A 22,567-nucleotide genomic window follows, 5' to 3' on the forward strand; every position below is an offset into this window, starting at 1 on the left:
GTCCCTGTCGGAGTATCCAACAGGGAGCATTAAGAAGACATTAATGCGCCGGGTGATGAACGGCGTTAAATCCCAGCTTATGCAGCAGCGTCGCCGCCGGGGCGTCGTCGCATATTACATACAGGGAAGACCACTCGCGGCGCTCAACGTAGTTCTTGCGCAGCTTATCAAACTCACCCGGGATCCCCGCCACTTTACGCAGCAGCGCATCATCGCGGCGCACATCATACACCAAATGCACCAGCCTTTTCAGCGTTGCCTGATCGAGCGGACCGTGCAGGGTAATGCGGCCAAATTCAGGCGCGGGGAGTAAGGTATCCAGCGCCACCTGCTGCGGATGGCCGATGAAAGCGCTGTAGGCCTCGAAGACCTGCGTCGTGCCGCGCGCTTTCCCCTCGAGGGTATAACCGGCGATATGCGCCGTGCCCACGTCCACCTTGTTAAGCAGCTCAACGTTGAGATCCGGCTCCGGCTCCCAGACGTCCAGCACCACGCTGAGGTCTTGTCCTTCGTTCAGGCATGTCAGCAGCGCGGCGTTATCGACGACCGGACCACGGCAGGCATTTATCAGAATAGTGCCAGCCTTCAGACGACGGATCAGCGCCTCGTCAGCAAGATGCAGAGACTTATACGGCCCCTCTTTAAACAGCGGCGTGTGGAACGTCAGCACGTCACACTGTTCAACCAGCTCATCCAGCGAGCGGAAATCCCCGTCATCGCCGTTGTCTTTACGCGGCGGATCGCACAGCAGCGTGCGGATCCCTAACGCTTCCAGGCGCTTTTGCAGGCGCCCGCCGACGTTACCCACGCCGACAATCCCCACGGTGCGGTCCTTCAGCGCAAAGCCGTCGCGCTCGGCCAGCATCAGCAGGGAGGAGAAAACGTATTCCACAACGGCAATGGCGTTACAGCCCGGCGCCGCGGAAAAACCGATTCCGGCCTGCTTCAGCCATTTATCATCCACATGATCGGTCCCTGCCGTTGCGGTTCCGACAAACTTAATTGCTTTACCAGCGAGCAACGCCTCATTTACTTTAGTCACCGAGCGCACCATCAGCGCGTCTGCGTCATCCAGTTCGTTGACCGGGATCGGGCGACCAGGGACAGCCTTAACGTTACCCAGGCGGCTAAACAGCTCACGGGCGTAAGGCATATTTTCATCAACGAGGATTTTCACGTCTGAGTACCTGTTTGAGAGGAAGAAAACCTGCCAAGTGTGCCATAATCTCGCCGCCAGGCATATATGTATGCCTGGTTTACGCTGAGTTTTGACTTTAAGGATTTTTGACGATGCAGCCCATTTCAGGTACGCCGCCACGCCCTCCGGGTGAAGGCCCCGTCACGCCAAACGTTGCCGGTGAACAACCGCTATCCACGCAACAGCGCACCGTGCTGGAGCGACTGATCACGCGCCTGATTGCGCTGACTTCACAGCAAAACGCGGAAGTCTGGGCCGGGGTAAAGCATGATTTAGGCGTGAGGAACGACGCACCGCTGCAGTCGCGCCATTTCCCTGCTGCCGAGCAAAACCTGAACCAGCGTATTAATACCGCGCAGCAGAACCATACCACGCGCCAGATTGTCGCTCAGCTGACGGAGCTGCTGGGTCAGGGCAATAACCGCCAGGCGGTGAGCGATTTTATTCGCCAGCAGTATGGTCAGACCGCGCTGGGCCAGCTGACGCCCGACCAGCTCAAAACCGTGCTGACCCTGCTGCAGAACAACGAACTGTCTATTCCGCAGCCTCAGGTGCGCCCGGCAACCGAGCGTCCGCTGCTGCCAGCCGAGCACAACACGCTCAAGCAGATGGTGACGAAGCTGGCTGCGGCCACCGGCGAACCGACGAAGCTTATCTGGCAATCCATGCTGGAGCTGTCCGGCGTGAAGGCAGGTGAGCTGATCCCGGCCAAACAGTTTACGCATCTGGTGACCTGGCTCCAGGCGCGCCAGACGCTCAGCACCCAGAATGCCCCTACCCTGCATACCGTCCAGGCGGCGCTGAAGCAGCCGCTTGAGCCGCACGAGTTTGAAGTCATCCGGGATTACGCCCAGCAAAACTGGCAGGCCACGCCGCAAACGATACTGACCACCGCGCAGGTGCAGGATCTGCTCAATCAAATCTTCGTTCGTCGCGCCGAGCGCGAGGGCGGCGTGCCGGAGGTGAGAAACATTCAGCCGATCTACAGCCCGCTGTTTGCGCCGGTCGTGGAGACGTTCAGAACGCTCTCTGCGCGTCCGGGGTTGATGTTTATTGCGCTACTGATTGCGCTGGCGATTTTCTGGCTGGTTGCCTGAGGTTTTGCCCGGTGGCGCTGCGCTTACCGGGCCTACAGCAGCTCGAACCGTAGGCCGGGTAAGGCACCGCCGCCACCCGGCAACAACGGCTTAAGTCCTGCGAAACGCCACCAGCGTCACCACGATCCCAACCACCGCAGAAACCGCACCGGCCAGGAAGACGGACGGATAACCAAACGAGGTGGCTAACACCCCTGCCAGCGGTCCGGTTACTCCGTATGAGATATCCTGAAACGCCGCATAGCCGCCCAGCGCCGTACCGCGCACCTGCGGGGCCACGCGCTTCACCACTTCAACGCCCAGCGCCGGGAAGATCAGTGAACAGCCGCAGCCGGTTAGCGCCGCACCAAGCAGCGCAACGGAGGCCACGGGTGCATTCCACAGCAGCAGCAGACCGATAGTCTCAATCACCAGCGACGCTACCGCGACCTTCACGCCGCCGAAGCGATCCGGCATCCAGCCGAAGAAGACACGCATCAGCACAAACGCGCCGCCAAACGCGGTGAGCGTAAAACCGGCCATCGCCCAGCCGCGGCTCATAAAATAGAGCGAGACGAAGGTACCGATCACCGCAAAACCCACGCCCTGCAGCGCCAGGCCAAGACCCGGCTGCCAGATCTGGCCGACCACGCTCCACAGGGAAGGTCGCTCGCCTTTGTGCGCGGGCACTTTACGCACCGAGCCGTTAAACGCCCACGCCAGCAGGGGTAAAACCATCGTGGTTGCGGCCAGCGCCGCAAACCCAAACTGGCTATTGATCAGCAGCCCAAGCGGTGCGCCTGCGGCCAGCGCGCCATAGATGGCCATACCGTTCCAGGACATCACCTTACCGGAGCGTGCAGGCCCCACCAGCCCCATTCCCCAGGTCAGGGTCCCGGTCAGCAGCTGGCTTTCACCAAAGCCAAGGATTAAACGGCCCAGCACCAGCAGCGCAAACTTATACGCGGCGTCTACCGGCAGGAGAGCAGCCAGCAGCCATGCGCCGCCCGCCAGCCCACAGGCAAACATCCCCTGTAACGCCGAGCGTTTTGCACCGTGCTGATCCGCCAGCCGTCCGGCGTAACCGCGGGTCAATACCGTGGCTAAAAACTGAATGCCCACGGCAATGCCGACCATGGTGTTGCCATAGCCCAGCTCCTGATGAACGAACAGCGGGATCACCGGCAGCGGCAGGCCAACGGTCATATAGGTCAGAAATACCGCAAAAGCGATACGGAACAGCGAGACGTTCGCTGAAGGGGTTGTTTCTGTTTGAGTTACTGCAGTCATGCTTTACTCCGAAATGAAGAGTAAGGCGGGAAAATGCCACGCCCCCTCTACCTGACTATCAGGATTAAGGTGCGTTGGTTGACGTTAAACGCTTACGCATTATCGTGAGGATAATGTTGAAAGGTGAAGTTTGCCTGTGAGATCAGCCGCTTGTCAATGCATAAAAAAGGGAGCCTTATGGCTCCCTTCCGGAATCAAACGTAAAACTTATGCTTTCAGCTTACGCATAACCAGCGTGGCGTTGGTGCCACCGAAGCCGAAGCTGTTTGACATGACGGTGGTCAGCGTCGCGTCCATAGGTTTGGTCACGATGTTCAGGCCTGCAGCCTGCTCGTCCATCTCATCAATGTTGATGCTTGGCGCGATAAAGCCGTTTTCCAGCATCAGCAGAGAGTAGATCGCTTCCTGCACGCCAGCCGCACCCAGAGAGTGACCGGTCATGGCTTTGGTCGCGGAGATCGCCGGGCTGTTGTCGCCGAAGACTTCACGGATCGCACCCAGCTCTTTCACGTCGCCTACCGGAGTAGAGGTACCGTGGGAGTTCAGGTAGTCGATTGGGGTGTCAACGCCGTGCATCGCCATCTTCATGCAGCGCACCGCGCCTTCGCCGGATGGCGCAACCATGTCGGCGCCGTCAGACGTTGCACCGTAGCCCACGATTTCAGCGTAGATGTGCGCGCCACGTGCCAGAGCATGCTCCAGCTCTTCAACCACAACCATACCGCCGCCGCCAGCGATAACGAAACCGTCACGGTGCGCATCATAGGTACGGGAGGCTTTATCCGGGGTTTCATTGTACTTGGTGGACAGTGCGCCCATCGCGTCGAATTCACAGGCCATTTCCCAGCCCAGCTCTTCGCCGCCGCCAGCAAATACGATGTCCTGTTTACCCAGTTGGATCTGCTCAACAGCATTACCGATGCAGTGTGCGGAAGTCGCACACGCGGAGCTGATGGAGTAGTTCACACCGTGGATTTTGAATGGGGTCGCCAGGCACGCGGAAACCGCAGAACCCATGGCTTTGGTGACCACGTACGGACCTACTGCTTTCAGACCACGCGGGCTACGCATTGCGTCAGCGCCGAATACCTGCGCTTTTGATGAGCCGCCGGAACCGGCGATCAGACCCACGCGCGGGTTGTTCTGATAAACCTCTTCGCTCAGGCCGGAATCTTTGATCGCTTCCTGCATGGAGAGATAAGCATAAATAGAGGCATCGTTCATGAAACGAACCACTTTGCGGTCAATCAAACCGGTGGTGTCCAGTTTGACGTTACCCCATACGTGGCTACGCATACCTGAATCTTTAAACTCTTCAGAGAAAGTGATCCCGGAGCGTCCTTCACGCAGAGATGCCAGGACTTCCTGCTGGTTATTACCGATGCTGGAAACAATGCCCAGGCCAGTAATCACTGCACGTTTCATTCAATACCTCTGTAAGTCGCACTATAGTAAGTTTCGAGTCGCACAATAGCGTACACTTGTACGCCGAACAAGTCCGATCAGACATTTTCTGCGGAAATTTGCACCGATGGACTCACATCGTTAAGATCGTGCCACTGCCTGTCAGACGAGTAACTTACGTGAAACAAAACGCTATACAACCCGCCAACCTCGAATTCAACGCTGAGGGTACACCTGTTTCCCGAGATTTTGATGACGTCTATTTTTCTAATGATAACGGACTCGAAGAAACTCGCTATGTTTTCCTCGACGGAAACCAGCTCAGCACCCGCTTCCCGGAGCATCCGCGGAGCCTGTTTGTGGTCGCGGAAAGCGGATTCGGCACCGGGCTCAATTTTCTGACCCTCTGGCAGGCGTTTGACCAGTTTCACGCTGCCCACCCTGAGGCTACGCTACAAAGATTACATTTCATCAGTTTTGAAAAATTCCCGCTCACCGCGCACGATCTGCGGCTCGCCCATCAGCGCTGGCCAGAGCTTGCAGCCTGGGCGGAGCAGCTTCAGGCGCAGTGGCCGCCCCACATCGGCGGCTGCCACCGTCTGATTCTGGACGGCGGACGCGTGACGCTGGATTTATGGCTTGGCGATATCAATGACCTGACCGATACGCTCGACGATTCGATGAACCAGACGGTGGACGCGTGGTTCCTTGACGGCTTTGCCCCCGCCAAAAACCCGGACATGTGGAGCCAGCATCTGTTTAGCGCGATGGCCCGGCTGGCGCGTCCTGGCGCAACGCTTGCCACCTTCACCTCGGCAGGCTTTGTCCGCCGCGGGCTGCAGGAGGCGGGCTTTACCATGCAGAAAACCAAAGGTTTTGGCCGCAAGCGCGACATGCTGGTCGGCAGAATGGAGCAGACGCTGGATATCCCCGCTAGTGCACCCTGGTTTGCACGCGGCGCCAGCGCATCCCGTGAGGTGGCGATAGTCGGCGGGGGGATCGCCAGCGCTCTGCTGTCGCTCGCGCTTCTCCACCGCGGCTGGCAGGTCACGCTCTACTGTGCTGACGACGCGCCAGCAGGCGGCGCGTCCGGCAACCGCCAGGGTGCGCTCTATCCGCTTTTAAGCGCGCACGACCCGGCTCTGTTCCGGTTTTTCCCGGCGGCGTTTACCTTCGCCCGTCGCCTGTACGATGCCCTGCCGGTGGCGTTCGACCATGACTGGTGCGGCGTGACGCAGCTCGGCTGGGATGAAAAGAGCCAGCAAAAAATCACGCAGATGCTGTCGCTGGGCCTGCCTGACGAGATTGCCCGCGCGGTAAGCGCGCAAGAGGTGGCAGAGACCGCTGGCGTGGAAACCGGCTGTGGGGGCATTCAGTATCCGCTCGGCGGCTGGCTGTGCCCGGCTGAACTGACCGCGGCGGTCATTGCCCTGGCGCAGTCGCGCGGGCTGACGGCGCATTATTCTTACACCGTTGAATCGCTGAGCCGAAGCGAGCGCTGGAATCTGCGTTTTGCCGATGGAAAAGCGGCGAGCCATGCCAGCGTTGTGCTGGCAAACGGGCATAACATCAGCCAGTTTATCCAGACAGAGACGTTGCCGGTTTATCCCGTCGGCGGCCAGGTAAGCCATATTCCTTCCGCGCCTGAACTGAGCAAACTGCGTCAGGTACTGTGCTATGACGGCTATCTGACGCCGCAAAATCCGTCTAACGGCCATCACTGCATCGGGGCCAGCTACCATCGTGGCGAAACGAATATGCGCTACAGCGACGCGAATCAGGCGCAGAACCGCCAGCGCCTGATTGACTGTTTCCCGGATGCGGCGTGGGCGCAAGAGGTTGACGTCAGCGAGGGTGACGCGCGCTGCGGCGTGCGCTGTGCCACCCGCGATCATTTGCCGATGGCGGGAAATGTGCCGGACTATGAGGCGACGCTTGAGGCCTATCAGGATCTTGCTGAACGCAAGGAAACGGCGGCGGCCTCGCCGGTGTATCCGGAGCTGTTTATGCTGGGTGGATTAGGATCTCGCGGGCTGTGTTCCGCACCGCTGCTGGCAGAAGTTTTAGCCGCGCAAATGAGCGGCGAGCCGATCCCGCTGGACAGAGTTACGCTTGCGGGTCTGAATCCGAATCGATTGTGGGTACGGAAACTGCTGAAGGGGAAGAAGGTCAAGTAGGGTGCGGTCTGGTGCCCTCCCCCTACCCCTCTCCCACAGGGAGAGGGGATATTCACAGGCCCGGTAAGCGCAGCGCCACCGGGCGAAATACGATGACTTAGCGTTTAGCCTGCTGGAACAAAGTGTCCCACATGCCCAGCACCAGAGACTGATCGCGCGGAGAGAGCTCTCCGGCCTGAATGGCTTTCTCCAGACTGCGGGCCACTTCGGCGTGAACGGCGTCGGCAGAGTGATCGTCCCCCGCTTCCAGCTCGGCTACCGCGAGCGTCAGGTGACCACGCAGATAACCGCTGGCGAACAGCTCATCATCACTGGCGTGTTCCACCATGTCATCAATTAACGCCAGAATGCGTGATTCAAATTCTGCGATCATCTTCTTTCCTCTGTTAAAGATCTTCCGGCCAAGGGAAGCATTCCGCCGTGATAACCGGCGTGTGGTAATAATTCTGTAAGGCCTCGATCAGGCGTGCCGGACGTTCCGGGATGCCTTTCTCAAGATATTCCATCACCTGCGCGTGAACGCGGCGCTGGAAGACGATACGGTCTGGCTCGAAGTCGCCTTCGAGGTTGTCACAGCTAACGTTGAACGGGAAACCCGCCGCGACGCAGAATAGCCATTCCAGCGCCTGCGGCTTCACTTCCACATCTTCAAACTGCCCCTGGGTAGCGGCATCACGTCCGTCCGGGCAGTACCAGTAGCCGAAGTCCACCAGCTCGCGCCGCGCTTTCCCCGCAATGCACCAGTGTGAAATCTCGTGCAAGCCGCTGGCGTAAAAGCCGTGGGCAAAGACGATGCGGTTATACGGAACCTCTTCGTCAGCAGGAAGATAGATCGGTTCGTCGTCGCCTTTAATCAGACGGGTATTAAAATCGTCAGCAAAACAGCCGTCGAAAATCTCAATCAGCTGTTCGTATTTATGCGTACTGTTCATTAGTGCATCCCCAACCAGGTGAGGATCTCCTGTCCATGGCTGTCATAAAGAAGTTTGGCGCTCATTACGGCCGAGACGATGACGATCATCGGGCGAATAAGTTTTTGTCCTTTGCTTAACACCAGACGCGAGCCCGCGCGCGCGCCCAGGAACTGCCCTGCCATCATCACAAATCCGGTTGCCCAGATAACCTTGCCGCCAATGATAAACAGCAGCAGGCCGCCGACGTTTGAGGTCGCGTTGAGCACTTTGGCATGGGCGGTGGATTTGGCGAGGTTAAACCCGGCCAGCGTCACGAACGCCAGCGCATAAAATGAACCCGCCCCCGGCCCGAAGAAACCGTCGTAAAAACCCACGCTGCCCCCGGCAATCAGGGCAAACGGCAGGCCGTACAGGCGACGCTGGCGGTCTTCTTCACCGAGCTTTGGCATCAGCAGGAAGTAAAGCCCGATGCAGATAACCAGAATCGGCAGGATCTGGCGCAAAATATCGGACTGCACGTGCTGAACCAGCAGCGCGCCCGACGTGGAGCCGATAAAGGTCAGCAGGATATTGAGCTTCTGATCGGCCAGGCTCACCACCTTGCGGCGGATAAAATAGAGCGACGCCGAGAGCGAACCGCCGCAGGCCTGAAGCTTATTGGTGGCAAGCGCCTGCGCCGGGCTCATGCCCGCCGCCAGCAGCGCGGGCACGGTTAACAACCCGCCGCCGCCCGCGAGCGCGTCGATAAATCCGGCCAGCATGGCCACAAAGAACAGCACCACCAGCAGCAGCGGTGACACCATAAACAGATCGACGAAATTATCCATTAAAGTACATGCTCATCCAGTAGCGCCTGGCAGGAAGGCGGCAACGGAGGCGGTGTCTTCTTCTCAGGCTTAGAGGTTCCAGGTTTTGCCGGCTCAAACCAGCTTTGCAGTTCCGCACCGCAGCCATCGCCTGGCGGCGGTAGCGGCTGATCTTCACATTCCAGGCTATTCGCCGGACAGCGCAGACGAACGTGCATGTGCGCACGATGCTGGAACCACGGGCGTACTTTGCGCAGCCAGTCGCGATCGGTTCCGGCATCCAGACAAAGCTGCTGCTTGATGGCCGGGTTAACGAAAATCCGCGTGACGTCGTTATCTTCCGCGGCCAGCTTGATCATGCTGGATACGTCCCGCGTCCACAGAGACGGCACAACGCGCTTTCCGTCGCTCGCCACCAGATCCAGCGCCTGCGGTTTCAGCAGTTGGGCGGAGGTCCAGCGGGCTTTCGGCAGCTGCAGGAAGATATCAACATCCAGTCCGGTCTGGTGGCTGGCGTGCCCACCGTTAAAACGCCCGCCGGCAGGCATCCCCATATCGCCAATCAGCATCGTGCCCAGCCCCAGGTTATGCACCTGATTTCCCAGACGCTGGATAAACAGCACCAGATCCGGGTGGCCGAAATAACGCCGCTGATCGGTGCGCATCACCTGATAAGTATCAGACTGGAGAGGAAGCTCCTGGGCACCGACGATACAGCCGTTGGAAAAGGCGCCAATGGACTGCGCGCTCCCCGCCACCGGGTGGGTGATTTTTTGCCATGGCGTCGCGGCCAGACTGGCTCCACTGGCGAGCAGCGCCAGCAGAGCAATTGCGGTTTTTTTCATGTTTACCAGCGTGGAATGGTGGTCGTCACATCCGCATTCTGCGCGCGCTGGCGCAGGAAGTGATCCATCAGTACGATCGCCAGCATCGCTTCTGCGATCGGCACCGCGCGGATCCCCACGCACGGATCGTGACGTCCTTTGGTGATCATCTCAACTTCTTCGCCATCGCGGTTAATCGTGTGGCCCGGCACGGTGATACTGGAGGTCGGCTTCAGCGCGATGTTGGCAACAATCTGCTGCCCGCTGCTGATACCGCCCAGGATGCCGCCCGCATGGTTGCTCTGGAAGCCCGCTTTCGTGATTTCGTCGCGGTTCTGACTGCCGCGAAGCTGAACCACGTCAAAGCCGTCGCCAATCTCTACGCCCTTCACCGCGTTGATGCTCATCAGCGCGTGGGCAATGTCGGCGTCGAGACGGTCAAATACCGGCTCGCCCCAGCCAGCCGGGACGCCGTCGGCCACCACGGTCACTTTCGCGCCAATGGAGTCGCCCTCTTTTTTCAGGCCGCGCATCAGTTCGTCCAGCGCCTCCAGCTTGTCGGCATCGGCGCAGAAGAACGGGTTTTGTTCAACCTGATCCCAGTCCTTGATCGCCAGCGGAATGTCGCCCATCTGGGTCAGACAGCCGCGGATAATGATGCCAAATTTCTGCTGCAGGTATTTCTTAGCAATTGCCCCTGCCGCCACGCGCATCGCGGTTTCACGCGCGGAAGAACGTCCGCCGCCGCGATAGTCGCGGAAGCCGTACTTTTGTTCGTAGGTGTAGTCGGCGTGGCCCGGACGGAAGACGTCTTTGATGGCGCCGTAGTCCTGGGAGCGCTGATCGGTGTTTTCGATTAGCAGACCGATGCTGGTCCCGGTGGTGCGACCTTCAAAGACGCCGGAAAGAATTTTGACCTGGTCCGGCTCGCGACGCTGCGTGGTGTAGCGAGAGGTGCCCGGGCGACGACGGTCGAGGTCGTGCTGTAAATCGGCTTCGGTCAGTTCGATGCCTGGCGGTACGCCATCAACGATACAGCCCAGCGCCAGCCCGTGTGATTCCCCAAAAGTGGTCACGCGGAATAACTGTCCAATACTGTTTCCTGCCATCACGGCTCCGATGTTGTTGTTTGTGTTTGAGCGTTGTGAAACGGGCCGAAGCCCGCTGGATTAATCTTTATAGATGCTGAAGTGTTCGCGCGCGTCGAGCAGCTGCGCTTTGGTCAGCATAAAGACGCCGTCACCGCCGTTGTCGAACTCAAGCCAGGTGAACGGTACATCCGGGTATTGCTCTATCAGATGTACCATGCTGTTGCCCACTTCACAAATCAGAACGCCATCGTCGGTCAGGTAATCCGGCGCGCAGGCCAGAATGCGGCGGGTCAGCTTCAGGCCGTCAGAGCCCGACGCCAGCCCCAGCTCCGGCTCGTGACGATATTCGTTCGGCAGATCGGACATGTCTTCCGCATCGACGTACGGCGGGTTGGTGACGATCAGATCGTACTGCAGCGTCGGCAGATCGCGGAACAGGTCAGAGCGAATTGGCGTAACGTGATGGATCAGGCCGTGCTCTTCAATGTTGTGCTCGGTCACGGCCAGCGCGTCGGTAGAAATATCGACGGCGTCCACTTCCGCTTCCGGGAAGGCGTACGCGCAGGCAATCGCGATGCAGCCGCTGCCGGTACACATATCCAGAATGTGCTGCGGCTGATGGCCGATCAGACCTTCAAAGTGGTTGTTGATCAGTTCACCAATCGGCGAGCGCGGCACCAGCACGCGTTCATCGACATAGAACTCGTGGCCGCAGAACCAGGCTTTGTTGGTCAGGTAGGCGACCGGAATGCGCTCGTTCACGCGGCGGATCACGCGCTCAACGATGCGGTGTTTTTCGCTGGAGGTCAGGCGCGCGGTGCGCATGTCTTCCGGAATATCCAGCGGCAGGTAGAGAGACGGCAGCACCAGCTGCACGGCTTCATCCCACGGGTTATCGGTACCGTGACCGTACCAGATATTGGCGGCGCTGAAGCGGCTAACCGACCAGCGCAACATGTCCTGTATGGTATGCAGCTCGTTTACTGCTTCATCGACAAATATTTTATCCACTCTTTCCTCCAGGGCATGCTCGCATAATTTTCGGCGGCTAGTTTGCCATGAAGACGGCGATAAATCAGCAATGACGCGTCTCGCTTGAGGTTAAAAAATGCGTTTAGTCGGGTACACTGTCGGAAATACGAGATGAGAATGACGAATGAAAAAGAAAACATCGCTCAGCGAGGAGGATCAGGCGCTCTTCCGCCAGCTAATGACCGGGACGCGGAAAATCACGCAGGACACTATCGTTCATCGCCCGCAGCGTAAAAAAGTCAGCGAAGTACCGGTCAAGCGGCTGCTTCAGGAGCAGGCGGATAACAGCCACTATTTTTCAGATGAATTTCAGCCGCTGCTCAATACGCAGGGGGCTGTAAAATACGTACGCGAAGACGTCAGCCATTTTGAGCTGAAAAAGTTACGTCGCGGAGATTATTCGCCGGAGCTGTTTCTCGATCTGCACGGTTTAACGCAGATGCAGGCGAAACAGGAGCTGGGGGCGTTGATCGCCGCCTGTCGCCGTGAACATGTTTTTTGCGCCTGCGTGATGCACGGCCACGGTAAACATATCCTTAAGCAACAAACGCCGCTGTGGCTGGCTCAGCACCCACACGTCATGGCTTTTCATCAGGCACCGAAAGAGTACGGCGGAGATGCCGCGTTGCTGGTGTTGATTGAAGTGGAAGAGTGGCAGCCGCCAGAGTTGCCCTGACAGAATGGCGGGAAGCACATTGCCCCCCGCCATATCGCGCGTCACGTCAGATCGCTTTTGCCATCTTCAGGTTGCACGGACTCATTTGCCAGTTGAAGACACCTTTGCCCGTTTCGTCGAGAGAAACATTGGCAATGGCGGATGTCGTGAACATCGGCGGAGTCTCACCCGGGCACAGCTCAGATACCAGATAGCCAACCAGTGGCAGGTGGGAAATAACCAGCGCGGAAGCGACACCTTCATTGCACAGCGCCTGAAGATAAGCGCTGACAAGGCCTACATCGCCACACGGGGTGAGTTCAGGCAGAACATCCACACTGGTCGGCAGGTTCATACACTCCCCTACCACATCCAGCGTCTGTTCTGCGCGCAGGAACGGACTCACCAGAACGCGTTCGATGTCCACTTTTTGACCGTTAAGCCAGGTCGCCATCAGACGAGATTCGTCGCAGCCACAGACGGTCAAAGGACGTACTGAGTCACTGGCGGCATCGAGTGCCGCGTCGCCGTGACGCATGATAAAAACTTGCATATTGCACCGCTTTTGTTAACCAGAATCACCGGCGTTAACTACCCGCGATAAATGCTATGAGGTAGAAAACCCGATGGCCGGGCATTGTGCCTGATCCATTCGGTGAATGAAACGCTGTTTTTTACCTCAATGGCGTAAGTATAGTCAATCTCTGTTTACAAAATCGCCAGAACAGGTCCATTCACTTCGGGATTTACCCTTCTTTGACCTCAGCTTACGAGGACAGTTTCCCTTGCAGGCCAAAATGTCTGGCCGCGTTCCGCCATCTGCAATAATTGGTCACACGGTGTAAACCGTGGACCATATTGCGAAGCCAGACGTTGCAGGATAGCAACCACTTCACCCGCGCCGAGCGTATCCATGTAACGGAACGGGCCGCCAAGGAACGGCGGGAAACCAATGCCAAATACCGCGCCGATGTCACCATCGCGTGCACTCTTGATCACCTGCTCATCAAAGCAGCGCGCCGCTTCATTGAGCATCATCATCACGCATCGCTCAGCGCACTGAACGGCGGACAGTTTTCCCTGACCTGTGGTCGAAATGAGTCCATATACCGAAGGGTCGACCTGTTTCCTGCTTTTACGCCCTTTCGCGCCGTAAAGATAGAAACCGCGTTCATTTTTTCTGCCTTTGCGATCGTCCTTCAAAATCGCAGAAACAATGTTTGCAGGTGGGCTAAAACGATCGCCATATGCGGCTTCAAGCACTGGTATAATTTTAGTGCCGGTGTCTATTCCCACCTCATCCAAAAGTTGGATTGGGCCAACGGGGAAACCAAACTTTACCAGCGCCTCGTCGACGTGCTCAATCTTCTCCCCTTCCGTCAGCAACCGCATTGCTTCATTAATGTAGGGAGCCAGAATGCGGTTGACGTAGAAGCCAGCTTTGTCCGCTACCACAATCGGGGTTTTGCCCTGTTTTTTCGCCAGCTTCACCACGGTGGCAACGGTTTGCGGACTGGTAGTGGCGTGTGGAATAACTTCCACCAGCGGCATTTTTTCGACCGGGCTAAAGAAGTGCAGCCCAATCACCTGCTCCGGGCGCGCGGCTTTCGCCGCGATATCGCCAATCGGCAATGACGATGTATTAGAGGCAAAAATGGTATGCGGGGCGCAATATTGCTCAACGTCTGCCACCATCTGCTGCTTAAGCGCCAGATCTTCAAACACGGCTTCAATCACCAGATCGCGGTGCGCAAAACCGCTGTAATCCGTCGTACCGGAGATCATCGCCAGGGTTTTATCACGCTCGCTTGCCTTGATATGGCGGCGCTTGACCTTTTGATCAAGGTTCTGCCAGCTGTACTGCAGCGCGTGGTTGATCCCCTTAGGATTAATGTCTTTGATTCGTACAGGCAATTTGCCTTTGCTGGCGGTAACAAAAGAGATTCCGCCGCCCATGAGCCCCCCACCCAGTACGCCAATGGCACGCAGCGGCGCAGGCTGCGCCTCGCTGCCAGGATCTTTTTTCACGTCCGTACTGGCGAAGAAGATGCTGCGCAGCGCCTGCGACTGCGGCGTCATCGCCAGTTCGCCAAAGGCTTTGGCCTCCGCGGCATAGCCGCTGCTGCTGCCCTGCGACAGCCCGGTTTCGATCACGTCCAGGATCCGCTTTGCCGCCGGGTAATTGCCTTTGGTTTTTTGTTCGGTCTTTTTGCCCACCATGTTGAACAGGAGCGTTCTTCCCAGCGGGCCGGCCAGCACGCGCTCGCGTACCGGCAGAGGACGTTTTGCCTGACGCCCTTTCAGCGCAAGCTCAACGGCGGCCTCCAGCAAAATGGACTGCGGCACGACGTCATCGACCAGACCGGCTTTCAGCGCCTGACGGGCACGCAGCTGTTTACCGGTTAAGATCATCTCCAGCGCCGTGCTGACGCCCACCAGGCGCGGCAGCCGTTGCGTTCCGCCGGAGCCAGGCAGCAGGCCCAGCTGCACTTCCGGCAGACCCAGAATCGTTTTCGCATCGTCGGTGCAAATCCGGCTGTGACAGGCCAGCGCCAGCTCAAGCCCACCGCCCAGACAGGCACCGTGGATCGCTGCAATAACCGGGATCGGCAGACCGTTGATCTCCGCCATCACCTGCTGGCCCTGACGCGCCAGCTCTTCGGCTTCCAGAGCGCTTTTCGCCCGGGCGATCATGTTGATATCCGCGCCGGCGATAAAGTTATCCGGCTTGGCAGAGATAAACACCAGACCACGAATCGCTTTGTTGTCGCGGATCTGCTTTAGCATCGCACGCACCTGAACACCAAATTCGGCCTTCAGGGTATTCATCTTTTCATCAGGCACATCAATAGTGATAACGGCCACGTTATCGAGGCGAACCGTCAGATTAAATGCAGATGGCATATCCATTATTCAGCCTCCAGAACCATTGCTGCGCCAAGGCCACCCGCCGCACAGGCGGTAACGAGGCCAAATCCGCCGCCACGGCGACGGAGTTCATGTAATGTTTGCGTGATCATCCTCGCCCCTGTGGCGGCAAACGGATGACCATAGGCGATAGAGCCGCCCAGCACGTTGAATTTACTCTGATCCACTTCGCCCGTGGCGTGGGCGCGGCCCAGCAGGTCGCGCGCGAAACGCTCGCTTGCCAGCAGCTGTACGTTTGCCAGGGTTTGCGCGGCAAACGCTTCGTGCATATCAATCAGGGTTAAATCAGCCAGCGTCAGCCCCGCGCGCTCCAGCGCCAGCGGCGTTGACCACGCCGGACCTAACAGCATGTCCTGCCAGACATCAATGGCGGTGAAGGCATAGCTGCGTAGATAGCCCAGGGGAGTAATGCCCAGCTCCTTCGCTCGGGATTCGGTCATCAGGATCACGGCGGCTGCGCCGTCCGTCAGCGGCGTACTGTTCGCCGCCGTCACCGTGCCGTGCTTGCGGTCAAACGCCGGGCGCAGCTTTGCGTAATCCGCCAGCGTCGAGGTGCCGCGAATATTGTTATCTTCCACAAGCGGTTGACGGTAGGGAGGAATATAGGCGGTCATGACCTCGTCGGTCAGCTTGCCTTCCGACCAGGCTTTTGCCGCAAGCTGATGCGAGCGATGCGCCAGGGCATCCTGCTGTTCACGGGTAATGCCATACGTTTTAGCCATCTGCTCGGCGGTATCGCCCATGCGCAGGCCGGTGGAGTATTCCGCTACGGCAGGTGGCACGGGCATGAGGTCGCGCAGGCGTAAACGCGAGAAGAGTTTGAGTTTCTGACCCATTGTGCGGGCTTTATTGGCATCCACCAGGATGCGCGCCAGCTTTTTACTGACCCCAATCGGCAGCACCGAAGAGGAGTCCGCCCCACCCGCAATCCCGGCGCGAATCGTGCCCGCCATCAGGCTTTCGGCGACGTTAGCCACGGCCTGGAAGCTGGTTGCGCAGGCGCGGCTGACGCTGTAGGCATCGGTATGCACGTTCATCCCGGTACCGAGGACGATTTCACGCGCGATATTGGGGGCTTCAGGCATCTGCACAACCTGACCAAATACCAGCTGTTCGATGACCTCAGGCGGAATTTCGCTGCGAGCCAGCATCTCCCCCACCACCATTTTCCCCAGGTCGACGGCCGGTATGCCATGAAACGCCGTTGCCTGACGCGCAAATGGCGTGCGCAATCCACTGACTATGGCAATGCGATCGCCCTGACGGGTAATAAGCGGTAATGCCTGACTCATAACACTCCCCTGTAAAAAAATTTTATCAAACATATAGTGGTCTGACCTGATAATAGTCTTAACCATTTTTTTACATTCAGCCAATCGGGGAAACGAAAAAGTGCGAGCTAAGGCACAGAGAAGAAAAAGAAAATGCCCCTGCATGGCAGAGGCATTTGTGCGGTTTGTTGCCGGGTGGGCAAGGTAAAAGCAAAACGGTAACCCGTAGGTTACCGTTTTTAATGTTTGCCCCCTCTCCCGTGGGAGAGGGTCGGGGTGAAGGCTTCAGGCCGCAGAAATTAACGCAGGCCCAGCTGGAAAATCAGCGTTTCTGCTTCACAGGCGAAGACAAAGTCGATGTCCAGCTTCACGCCACCTTCCACTTCGGTAAAGGTAGACTTGATTTCACACGGATCGGATTCAACGTCACGCGCACGCTTGCTCAGCGCGGTCAGGGTCTCTTCCGCTTCCGCACGGTTGGTGAATACACGGCTGTAAGAGGCGGTGCAATCGGTGTTGTCCATGATGGTCCCAACATCCATACAGCAGCAAACCGGGGTTTCATCAGCACTGCATTTACTCATAGCTCAATTTCCTCTGTATTCGCGCAGCGCGCGAGATAGACACGATGCTGATATTTTACGCCCCGGAGCGGGCGCTCTCCAGCCGTTAATGGCGCAAAAGCGGATAAGTGACCAATATCACACTAAAAAATGATCTAAAACAAAAACCACCCTTTTGGGTGAGTCGTGATGGTCACAATTTTGCCAACCAGATCTCGTTTCACGAAACATGTTTGAAAATATTAATAAACAAACTTGCAACATTCAGGCTGGTCAGACCTATACTCTGGCCACTGGTCTGATTTGTCTGTCATACCTCAGACCCTACACTTCGCGCTCCTGTTACGGTATGTAACAATTATTGAATAAAAATAACTCAATGAGGTTATGGTCATGAGCCAGAAAACCCTGTTCAACAAGACTGCGCTGGCAGTCGCAGTGGCACTCGTCTCCACTTCCGCCTGGTCAGCGGGCTTTCAGTTAAACGAATTTTCTTCCTCTGGCCTTGGCCGTGCGTATTCCGGGGAAGGCGCTATTGCTGATGATGCGGGTAACGCGAGTCGTAACCCCGCGTTGATCATGATGTTCGATCGTCCGACTTTCTCTGCCGGTGCAATTTTTGTCGATCCAGGTGTTGATATCTCGGGCCGTTCTCCAACAGGTGCCGATCTGAAATCGGATAACATTGCCCCAACGGCATGGGTTCCAAACATGCACTTCGTGGCGCCGATTAACGACCAGTTCGGCTGGGGCGCATCCGTGACCTCTAACTACGGTTTAGCAACCGAGTTCAATAACGACTATGCAGCTGGAGCGTTTGGCGGTAAAACCGACCTGGAAACCCTGAACCTGAACCTGAGCGGTGCTTACCGTCTGGATAATCACTGGAGTTTCGGTGTTGGCTTTGATGCTGTGTATGCTAAAGCGAAGATCGAACGTTACGCGGGCGACCTGGGCAAAGTCGTCGCTGGCTCAGGCGCACTCCCACCAGCCCTGGCACAGCGTGTGGCTGGTATCCCGGCAGATACTCAGATCGCTTATCTGAAGGGCGATGAGTGGGGCTTTGGCTGGAACGCCGGTATCCTTTATGAACTCGATAAAAACAACCGTTACGGCTTTACCTACCGTTCAGAAGTAAAAATCGATTTTGATGGAGATTACAAAAGCAGCCTCCCTTCTGCTTATAACCAGATCCTCGGCAACTTCGGTCTGCCGATGGGAACCAATGGCCAAACCACTGGCGGCTCTCTGAGCCTGCACTTACCAGAAATGTGGGAATTGTCAGGTTATAACAAAGTGGCGCCTCAGTGGGCAGTTCACTATAGCCTGACCTACACCAGCTGGAGCCAGTTCCAGGAGCTGAAGGCGACCAACAGCAACGGCGACACGCTCTTCTATAAAGATGAGAGCTTCCGTGATGCTTACCGCATCGCGCTGGGGACAACTTACTATATGGATGACAACTGGACATTCCGTACCGGTATTGCCTTCGATGATAGTCCGGTACCAGCAGACAAACGCTCTATCTCAATTCCGGATCAGGACCGCTTCTGGCTGAGCGCTGGTGCGACCTATGCATTCAACAAGGATGCTTCTATTGATGCGGGCATATCTTATATGCACGGTCAAAAAGTTAACTTCAAGGAAGGTCCGTATGAGTTCTCTTCCGAAGGTAAAGCCTGGCTGTACGGCATGAACTTCAACTACGCGTTCTAATCGCGCTGGAATCAAAAAAGGTGAGCCATTGCTCACCTTTTTTATTTACTCCGAATCGATATCTTTTAGTTCGTTTTCGATCGCCTTCGCGTTTGGATTCTCTTCCGGCTTCAGCTTACCGCCGTTGGCAATAAAGTCATGATTCTGGAAGTACGCTTCACGCACCATAATGTACGGGTCAGAAGACTGGCGCAGCAGACCATCGGAGTCGAGCAGTTGCGCGCGAGTTTCAATCCCTTCCACCGTCCATTTACCCACCGACAGTGGCCAGGTCAGCCACGACAGGACTGGATACAGCGTATCCACCATATCGCCGCCATCATCACGGAGGGTGAAACTACCGTAGAACGGTAAATGCACGTAAGGACCATACCCTACGCCATAGTGTCCCATTGTGCTGCCGAAACGGTGCGGCTGTTCACGCTGCAGTTTCTGGTTAGCCATACCTGCAACATCAATAAAGCCCCCCATCCCCAGAATGGAGTTCAGGAAGAAACGGGTAAAGTGGACCATCCCCTGATACGGGTCGCCCTGCAGGAAGTAGTTCACCATTACCGCAGGCTCTTCGAGGTTGCTGGTAAAGTTACTTAACCCGTTACGCGCGGGTTGTGGAACATAATCGCGCCATGCTACAGCCACCGGACGAACCACATACGGGTCCAGTACGTTGTAGTTGAAGCTATACATTGAGCGGTTAAATCCTTCGAGAGGATCGGAGCGTCCCGTTTGCTCACCGGAGCTGGCGCAGCCCACAAGCATCGTCGCGCCAAGCGCAAGCGCCGACAGCCGAAGTTTCATAAATATCTCCCTGTTCAGTATGGCTATCGTTGATTGCCATCCGTAACGGAGCCGTTGACGCTCCGTCTGTAAACGTGCAAGCGATTGTAACAGCACGTTTACCGATGTCTATGAGCACAATTACGGGCAGTAATCACCGTGACTCTGATCTCAGCATAGCCTGGCTTTAGGAATTCGTTTCGCTGGCAATTTTATAATGTCTTTGAAAGAGATGTATCACCTTTGTTGTCATTGCCACCAATTTAAGAGCATCCCCACAGGCATCCCGATAAAAGCCGCTACGCTTAACAGAAAGATCAACCTCCGGGAGCAGATATGAAAGATGTAGGCGAAGAAAAAATTGGTGAGAGCACTGAGGAGCTTGAAATTGAAAGCGAGGAGAAAGCGCGCGGCGAGAAGATAGAAATTGATGAAGATCGTCTCCCCTCCCGCGCAATGGCCATCCACGAGCATATACGCCAGGACGGTGAAAAAGAGATGGAGCGCGACGCGATGGCCCTCTTCTGGTCAGCCATCGCTGCCGGGCTCTCAATGAGCGCATCTCTGCTTGCGAAAGGGATATTTCATGTGCAGCTCGAAGGCGTACCCGGTGGATTTTTACTGGAAAACCTCGGCTATACCTTCGGCTTTATTATTGTCATCATGGCCCGCCAGCAGCTGTTTACCGAAAACACGGTGACCGCCGTGCTGCCGGTGATGCAAAACCCCACACTCGGTAATTTCGGCTTATTGATGCGGCTCTGGAGCGTGGTCCTGCTGGGTAATATCATCGGCACGGGCATCGCGGCATGGGCGTTTGAATATATGCCGATCTTTGATGAACCCACCCGGGATGCGTTTGTGAAAATCGGCATGGACGTAATGAAAAACACGCCGGTCGAGATGTTCTCCAACGCCATCATCTCTGGCTGGATTATCGCCACGATGGTCTGGATGTTTCCTTCAGCGGGAAGCGCCAAAATTGTGGTGATCATATTGATGACCTGGCTAATTGCGCTGGCGGACACCACGCATATTGTGGTCGGTACCGTTGAAATCCTGTATCTGGTCTTTAACGGTACGCTTCACTGGAGCGATTTCTTCTGGCCGTTTGCCCTTCCGACGCTGGCGGGAAACATTTGCGGCGGAACGTTTATCTTCGCGCTGCTAAGCCATGCCCAAATTCGTAACGACATGTCGAACAAACGCAAAGCTGAGCTTAAGGCACGGGAAAATGATGATAAATCGACAAAAAAATCGACCTGAATGGTGACTCTTTGAGCAGTCAGGCGGCGATGCGCTTAACGCAAAGTGTAAATAAGGCTATACTCGTGCCGCCTCGTCCCCTTAGTTAAATGGATATAACGAGCCCCTCCTAAGGGCTAGTTGCAGGTTCGATTCCTGCAGGGGACACTTTACCCTCCCGCTTTTTCCAGTACATTCGTTTGTCCACCGCCAGAATTCACTGGGCAGAAGAATCCTGTTTTATTTGAGCGTAACGCGTTGCCAGCTGTTTAAGACGCAACTCCAGTTGAGTCTTTTCTGCTTCAGGAAGCGCATCTCCTGCTGGATGCTGCGACAGGCGCCTGAGCTGTTCTTCAGCCGGTATCGTTTGGTTGAATGACTGTATAGTCGAAAAAACCACGGATTTAAGCTCGCTTACCGTGATGTATTTTCCTTTTTGCTCGTCCAGACTACTCAACCGATGACTCAGCTGTTGAAGCGTCATCATTCCTTGATACCAGCTGTTCATTGCGTCGACAGGTAACGCTGCCGCGTTAAATTTTTGCTGCCACTGCATTGTGAGGGGTTTCGCCTCCTCCGGCCATAATGTCTGGAGCTGCTTTAACAGCTGAAGGCTGTAGGAAATATTCCAGTCAGGAGGCAGTTTATCCAGGCGGGCAAGCTGCTGCTGCGTGTCTGTGATAAACGTGGACGGTAAACTACCTCGCAGTGTTAACGCGTTTTGCTGCAAAGGCGTGAGCACTTCAGGTAACGGAGCCAGAGAGGCAAAAGCCTGAGTCGCCAGGGGGTCGGGTCTGGAAAAAGAAACCCATCCCCACGCCACAGCGATACAAACCACCAGCGTGGAACACATCCCGGCAAAAAAGGGTTTCCACTGCCTGACGGGCACGGGGGCTGTCGTGCGATCCTCTCCATTCGGCTGATTTTCCTGATGCACCACATATACCCATTTCACCTCTTCGATCGGTTCGGCTTTATCCAGAGGCGATTCGCTATCGGGCTTCATATTCACATTCAAATCTGATGTGTCATTACTGCTTTCCAGCCGTTCAGCATTTGAACGTATCAACGTTCGTAACGTATCGAACTGGCTAAGGTGTTTAAGCTCAAGGCGCTGGAGCACCGCGCTCAGGCTGGTGAGTAACGCTTCAGCACGATAAAGCTCACTAAGATGGCTGCTGTTGAATGGAAACATACGCATGCTCTGCTGCAGGCGCTGGCTAAGGCCGCTAAGGATTTCCATACGAGCATGTTGTGCCTTCGGCCATAAGGTGTCCCACTGGCGGCTAATCTGGGCCTCCAGAATCGTCAGCCCTTCATTCAGGCCAGCTAATCCAGACAGGTGAGTACGGGCAAGGGTGTACCAGGCTGCTGTCTGCAACTCCACACCGTTCTGTTCAAACATTGAGAGACAGAGTCTTTGGACATATTGCCAGTTCACATCAGGGCGAGCGGGATGTGTAAGCTTACTGAGTTCATCGCGGAGGGCGGCATAATCTGGCAGCGTACGCGGGTCGCCGCCGGTTTTTAACGTTATATGTTTGGTCATTCTGCAGGGCCTGCATATCCGTGTCGGTTAATATCGTCAGTTGATGTGTAA

At 56.5% G+C, this 22,567-nt stretch carries 20 protein-coding genes and 1 tRNA gene; 6 read left to right on the top strand and 15 right to left on the bottom strand.

Features of this window, described 5'->3' with window-relative positions; genetic code table 11:
• Positions 1 to 40: 40 nt before the first annotated feature.
• On the bottom strand, positions 41 to 1,177 hold the full coding sequence (gene pdxB, locus P346_RS12810) for a 4-phosphoerythronate dehydrogenase PdxB (protein WP_032659211.1): 1,137 nt from the start codon (positions 1,175 to 1,177) through the stop codon (positions 41 to 43).
• A 113-nt stretch (positions 1,178 to 1,290) separates the two neighbouring features.
• Here pdxB and flk point away from each other — a divergent pair, with 113 nt between their 5' ends.
• The gene (flk, locus tag P346_RS12805; RefSeq protein WP_032659213.1) at positions 1,291 to 2,295 is read left to right on the top strand and encodes a flagella biosynthesis regulator Flk; all 1,005 of its coding nucleotides are present in this window, start codon (positions 1,291 to 1,293) and stop codon (positions 2,293 to 2,295) included.
• A 90-nt stretch (positions 2,296 to 2,385) separates the two neighbouring features.
• Here the strand turns inward: flk and P346_RS12800 are convergent, their stop codons facing one another.
• A complete protein-coding gene (locus tag P346_RS12800) occupies positions 2,386 to 3,564 on the bottom strand; it encodes an MFS transporter (RefSeq protein WP_032659215.1) in 1,179 nt (392 codons plus the stop codon).
• A 207-nt stretch (positions 3,565 to 3,771) separates the two neighbouring features.
• Positions 3,772 to 4,989 (bottom strand): beta-ketoacyl-ACP synthase I, encoded by a 1,218-nt coding sequence (gene fabB, locus P346_RS12795; protein WP_023312571.1) that lies wholly within the window; start codon positions 4,987 to 4,989, stop codon positions 3,772 to 3,774.
• A 158-nt stretch (positions 4,990 to 5,147) separates the two neighbouring features.
• Between fabB and mnmC the strand changes: the two genes are divergently transcribed.
• The gene (gene mnmC, locus P346_RS12790; RefSeq protein ID WP_032659218.1) at positions 5,148 to 7,145 is read left to right on the top strand and encodes a bifunctional tRNA (5-methylaminomethyl-2-thiouridine)(34)-methyltransferase MnmD/FAD-dependent 5-carboxymethylaminomethyl-2-thiouridine(34) oxidoreductase MnmC; all 1,998 of its coding nucleotides are present in this window, start codon (positions 5,148 to 5,150) and stop codon (positions 7,143 to 7,145) included.
• A 97-nt stretch (positions 7,146 to 7,242) separates the two neighbouring features.
• On the opposite strand, the gene P346_RS12785 is transcribed toward mnmC, so the two are convergent.
• From P346_RS12785 to prmB, 6 genes are read right to left on the bottom strand one after another with little or no spacing between them, the layout of a single operon-like run.
• Positions 7,243 to 7,518: a YfcL family protein gene (locus P346_RS12785; RefSeq protein WP_032659220.1), complete on the bottom strand. Its 276-nt coding sequence runs from the start codon at positions 7,516 to 7,518 to the stop codon at positions 7,243 to 7,245.
• 13 nt (positions 7,519 to 7,531) lie between these two features.
• Positions 7,532 to 8,077: an elongation factor P hydroxylase gene (locus tag P346_RS12780; RefSeq protein WP_029740205.1), complete on the bottom strand. Its 546-nt coding sequence runs from the start codon at positions 8,075 to 8,077 to the stop codon at positions 7,532 to 7,534.
• Positions 8,077 to 8,886 carry a sulfite exporter TauE/SafE family protein gene (locus tag P346_RS12775; protein WP_032659223.1) on the bottom strand — a complete coding sequence of 270 codons (810 nt, stop codon included), beginning with the start codon at positions 8,884 to 8,886 and terminating at the stop codon, positions 8,077 to 8,079. The genes P346_RS12780 and P346_RS12775 overlap by 1 nt, the downstream gene beginning before the upstream one ends.
• Positions 8,886 to 9,710: a penicillin-insensitive murein endopeptidase gene (mepA, locus tag P346_RS12770; protein WP_023312576.1), complete on the bottom strand. Its 825-nt coding sequence runs from the start codon at positions 9,708 to 9,710 to the stop codon at positions 8,886 to 8,888. The genes P346_RS12775 and mepA overlap by 1 nt, the downstream gene beginning before the upstream one ends.
• Before the next feature lie 2 nt (positions 9,711 to 9,712).
• Positions 9,713 to 10,798, bottom strand: coding sequence for a chorismate synthase (gene aroC / locus P346_RS12765; RefSeq protein ID WP_032659225.1), 1,086 nt, complete (start codon positions 10,796 to 10,798; stop codon positions 9,713 to 9,715).
• A 60-nt stretch (positions 10,799 to 10,858) separates the two neighbouring features.
• Complete coding sequence (prmB, locus tag P346_RS12760; RefSeq protein ID WP_008502612.1) at positions 10,859 to 11,791, bottom strand: 50S ribosomal protein L3 N(5)-glutamine methyltransferase; 933 nt, start codon at positions 11,789 to 11,791, stop codon at positions 10,859 to 10,861.
• A 145-nt stretch (positions 11,792 to 11,936) separates the two neighbouring features.
• Here prmB and smrB point away from each other — a divergent pair, with 145 nt between their 5' ends.
• Positions 11,937 to 12,488: an endonuclease SmrB gene (smrB, locus tag P346_RS12755; protein ID WP_032659228.1), complete on the top strand. Its 552-nt coding sequence runs from the start codon at positions 11,937 to 11,939 to the stop codon at positions 12,486 to 12,488.
• Positions 12,489 to 12,534: 46 nt separating this feature from the next.
• Here the strand turns inward: smrB and sixA are convergent, their stop codons facing one another.
• The 4 genes from sixA to P346_RS12735 form a co-directional block, all read right to left on the bottom strand.
• Positions 12,535 to 13,020, bottom strand: coding sequence for a phosphohistidine phosphatase SixA (sixA, locus tag P346_RS12750; protein ID WP_032659231.1), 486 nt, complete (start codon positions 13,018 to 13,020; stop codon positions 12,535 to 12,537).
• 209 nt (positions 13,021 to 13,229) lie between these two features.
• Positions 13,230 to 15,377 carry a fatty acid oxidation complex subunit alpha FadJ gene (fadJ, locus tag P346_RS12745; RefSeq protein WP_032659233.1) on the bottom strand — a complete coding sequence of 716 codons (2,148 nt, stop codon included), beginning with the start codon at positions 15,375 to 15,377 and terminating at the stop codon, positions 13,230 to 13,232.
• Positions 15,377 to 16,687, bottom strand: coding sequence for an acetyl-CoA C-acyltransferase FadI (fadI, locus tag P346_RS12740; protein ID WP_032659236.1), 1,311 nt, complete (start codon positions 16,685 to 16,687; stop codon positions 15,377 to 15,379). Before fadI ends, fadJ begins: the two co-directional genes overlap by 1 nt.
• A 278-nt stretch (positions 16,688 to 16,965) precedes the next feature.
• The gene (locus P346_RS12735) at positions 16,966 to 17,250 is read right to left on the bottom strand and encodes a YfcZ/YiiS family protein (RefSeq protein WP_024907659.1); all 285 of its coding nucleotides are present in this window, start codon (positions 17,248 to 17,250) and stop codon (positions 16,966 to 16,968) included.
• A gap of 372 nt (positions 17,251 to 17,622) precedes the next feature.
• On the opposite strand from P346_RS12735, the gene fadL reads away from it, so the two are divergent.
• A complete protein-coding gene (fadL, locus tag P346_RS12730; protein WP_032659239.1) occupies positions 17,623 to 18,945 on the top strand; it encodes a long-chain fatty acid transporter FadL in 1,323 nt (440 codons plus the stop codon).
• 45 nt (positions 18,946 to 18,990) lie between these two features.
• On the opposite strand, the gene mlaA is transcribed toward fadL, so the two are convergent.
• A complete protein-coding gene (gene mlaA / locus P346_RS12725; protein WP_023312585.1) occupies positions 18,991 to 19,743 on the bottom strand; it encodes a phospholipid-binding lipoprotein MlaA in 753 nt (250 codons plus the stop codon).
• Between the two features lie 315 nt (positions 19,744 to 20,058).
• On the opposite strand from mlaA, the gene P346_RS12720 reads away from it, so the two are divergent.
• Together P346_RS12720 and P346_RS12715 are read left to right on the top strand one after the other, a co-directional pair.
• Positions 20,059 to 20,988 carry a formate/nitrite transporter family protein gene (locus tag P346_RS12720; RefSeq protein WP_032659242.1) on the top strand — a complete coding sequence of 310 codons (930 nt, stop codon included), beginning with the start codon at positions 20,059 to 20,061 and terminating at the stop codon, positions 20,986 to 20,988.
• A gap of 75 nt (positions 20,989 to 21,063) precedes the next feature.
• Positions 21,064 to 21,135 (top strand) — tRNA-Arg (locus P346_RS12715).
• 49 nt (positions 21,136 to 21,184) lie between these two features.
• Here P346_RS12715 and P346_RS12710 read toward each other — a convergent pair.
• Positions 21,185 to 22,516, bottom strand: coding sequence for a VasL domain-containing protein (locus P346_RS12710; RefSeq protein ID WP_032659243.1), 1,332 nt, complete (start codon positions 22,514 to 22,516; stop codon positions 21,185 to 21,187).
• Positions 22,517 to 22,567 lie beyond the last annotated feature (51 nt).

The sequence above is a fragment of the Enterobacter sp. DC1 genome (assembly GCF_000568075.1).
Lineage (GTDB): Bacteria > Pseudomonadota > Gammaproteobacteria > Enterobacterales > Enterobacteriaceae > Enterobacter > Enterobacter asburiae.

Bases quoted from the DNA above. Each gene is read 5' to 3' on its own strand.
- P346_RS12785 (WP_032659220.1), bottom strand. From the start codon at position 7,518: ATGATCGCAGAATTTGAATCACGCATTCTGGCGTTAATTGATGACATG.
- sixA (WP_032659231.1), bottom strand. From the start codon at position 13,020: ATGCAAGTTTTTATCATGCGTCACGGCGACGCGGCACTCGATGCCGCC.
- aroC (WP_032659225.1), bottom strand. From the start codon at position 10,798: ATGGCAGGAAACAGTATTGGACAGTTATTCCGCGTGACCACTTTTGGG.
- P346_RS12710 (WP_032659243.1), bottom strand. From the start codon at position 22,516: ATGACCAAACATATAACGTTAAAAACCGGCGGCGACCCGCGTACGCTG.
- flk (WP_032659213.1), top strand. From the start codon at position 1,291: ATGCAGCCCATTTCAGGTACGCCGCCACGCCCTCCGGGTGAAGGCCCC.
- P346_RS12720 (WP_032659242.1), top strand. From the start codon at position 20,059: ATGAAAGATGTAGGCGAAGAAAAAATTGGTGAGAGCACTGAGGAGCTT.
- P346_RS12800 (WP_032659215.1), bottom strand. From the start codon at position 3,564: ATGACTGCAGTAACTCAAACAGAAACAACCCCTTCAGCGAACGTCTCG.
- fabB (WP_023312571.1), bottom strand. From the start codon at position 4,989: ATGAAACGTGCAGTGATTACTGGCCTGGGCATTGTTTCCAGCATCGGT.
- fadI (WP_032659236.1), bottom strand. From the start codon at position 16,687: ATGAGTCAGGCATTACCGCTTATTACCCGTCAGGGCGATCGCATTGCC.
- mepA (WP_023312576.1), bottom strand. From the start codon at position 9,710: ATGAAAAAAACCGCAATTGCTCTGCTGGCGCTGCTCGCCAGTGGAGCC.
- P346_RS12735 (WP_024907659.1), bottom strand. From the start codon at position 17,250: ATGAGTAAATGCAGTGCTGATGAAACCCCGGTTTGCTGCTGTATGGAT.
- mlaA (WP_023312585.1), bottom strand. From the start codon at position 19,743: ATGAAACTTCGGCTGTCGGCGCTTGCGCTTGGCGCGACGATGCTTGTG.
- P346_RS12775 (WP_032659223.1), bottom strand. From the start codon at position 8,886: ATGGATAATTTCGTCGATCTGTTTATGGTGTCACCGCTGCTGCTGGTG.
- P346_RS12780 (WP_029740205.1), bottom strand. From the start codon at position 8,077: ATGAACAGTACGCATAAATACGAACAGCTGATTGAGATTTTCGACGGC.
- fadJ (WP_032659233.1), bottom strand. From the start codon at position 15,377: ATGGATATGCCATCTGCATTTAATCTGACGGTTCGCCTCGATAACGTG.
- smrB (WP_032659228.1), top strand. From the start codon at position 11,937: ATGAAAAAGAAAACATCGCTCAGCGAGGAGGATCAGGCGCTCTTCCGC.
- fadL (WP_032659239.1), top strand. From the start codon at position 17,623: ATGAGCCAGAAAACCCTGTTCAACAAGACTGCGCTGGCAGTCGCAGTG.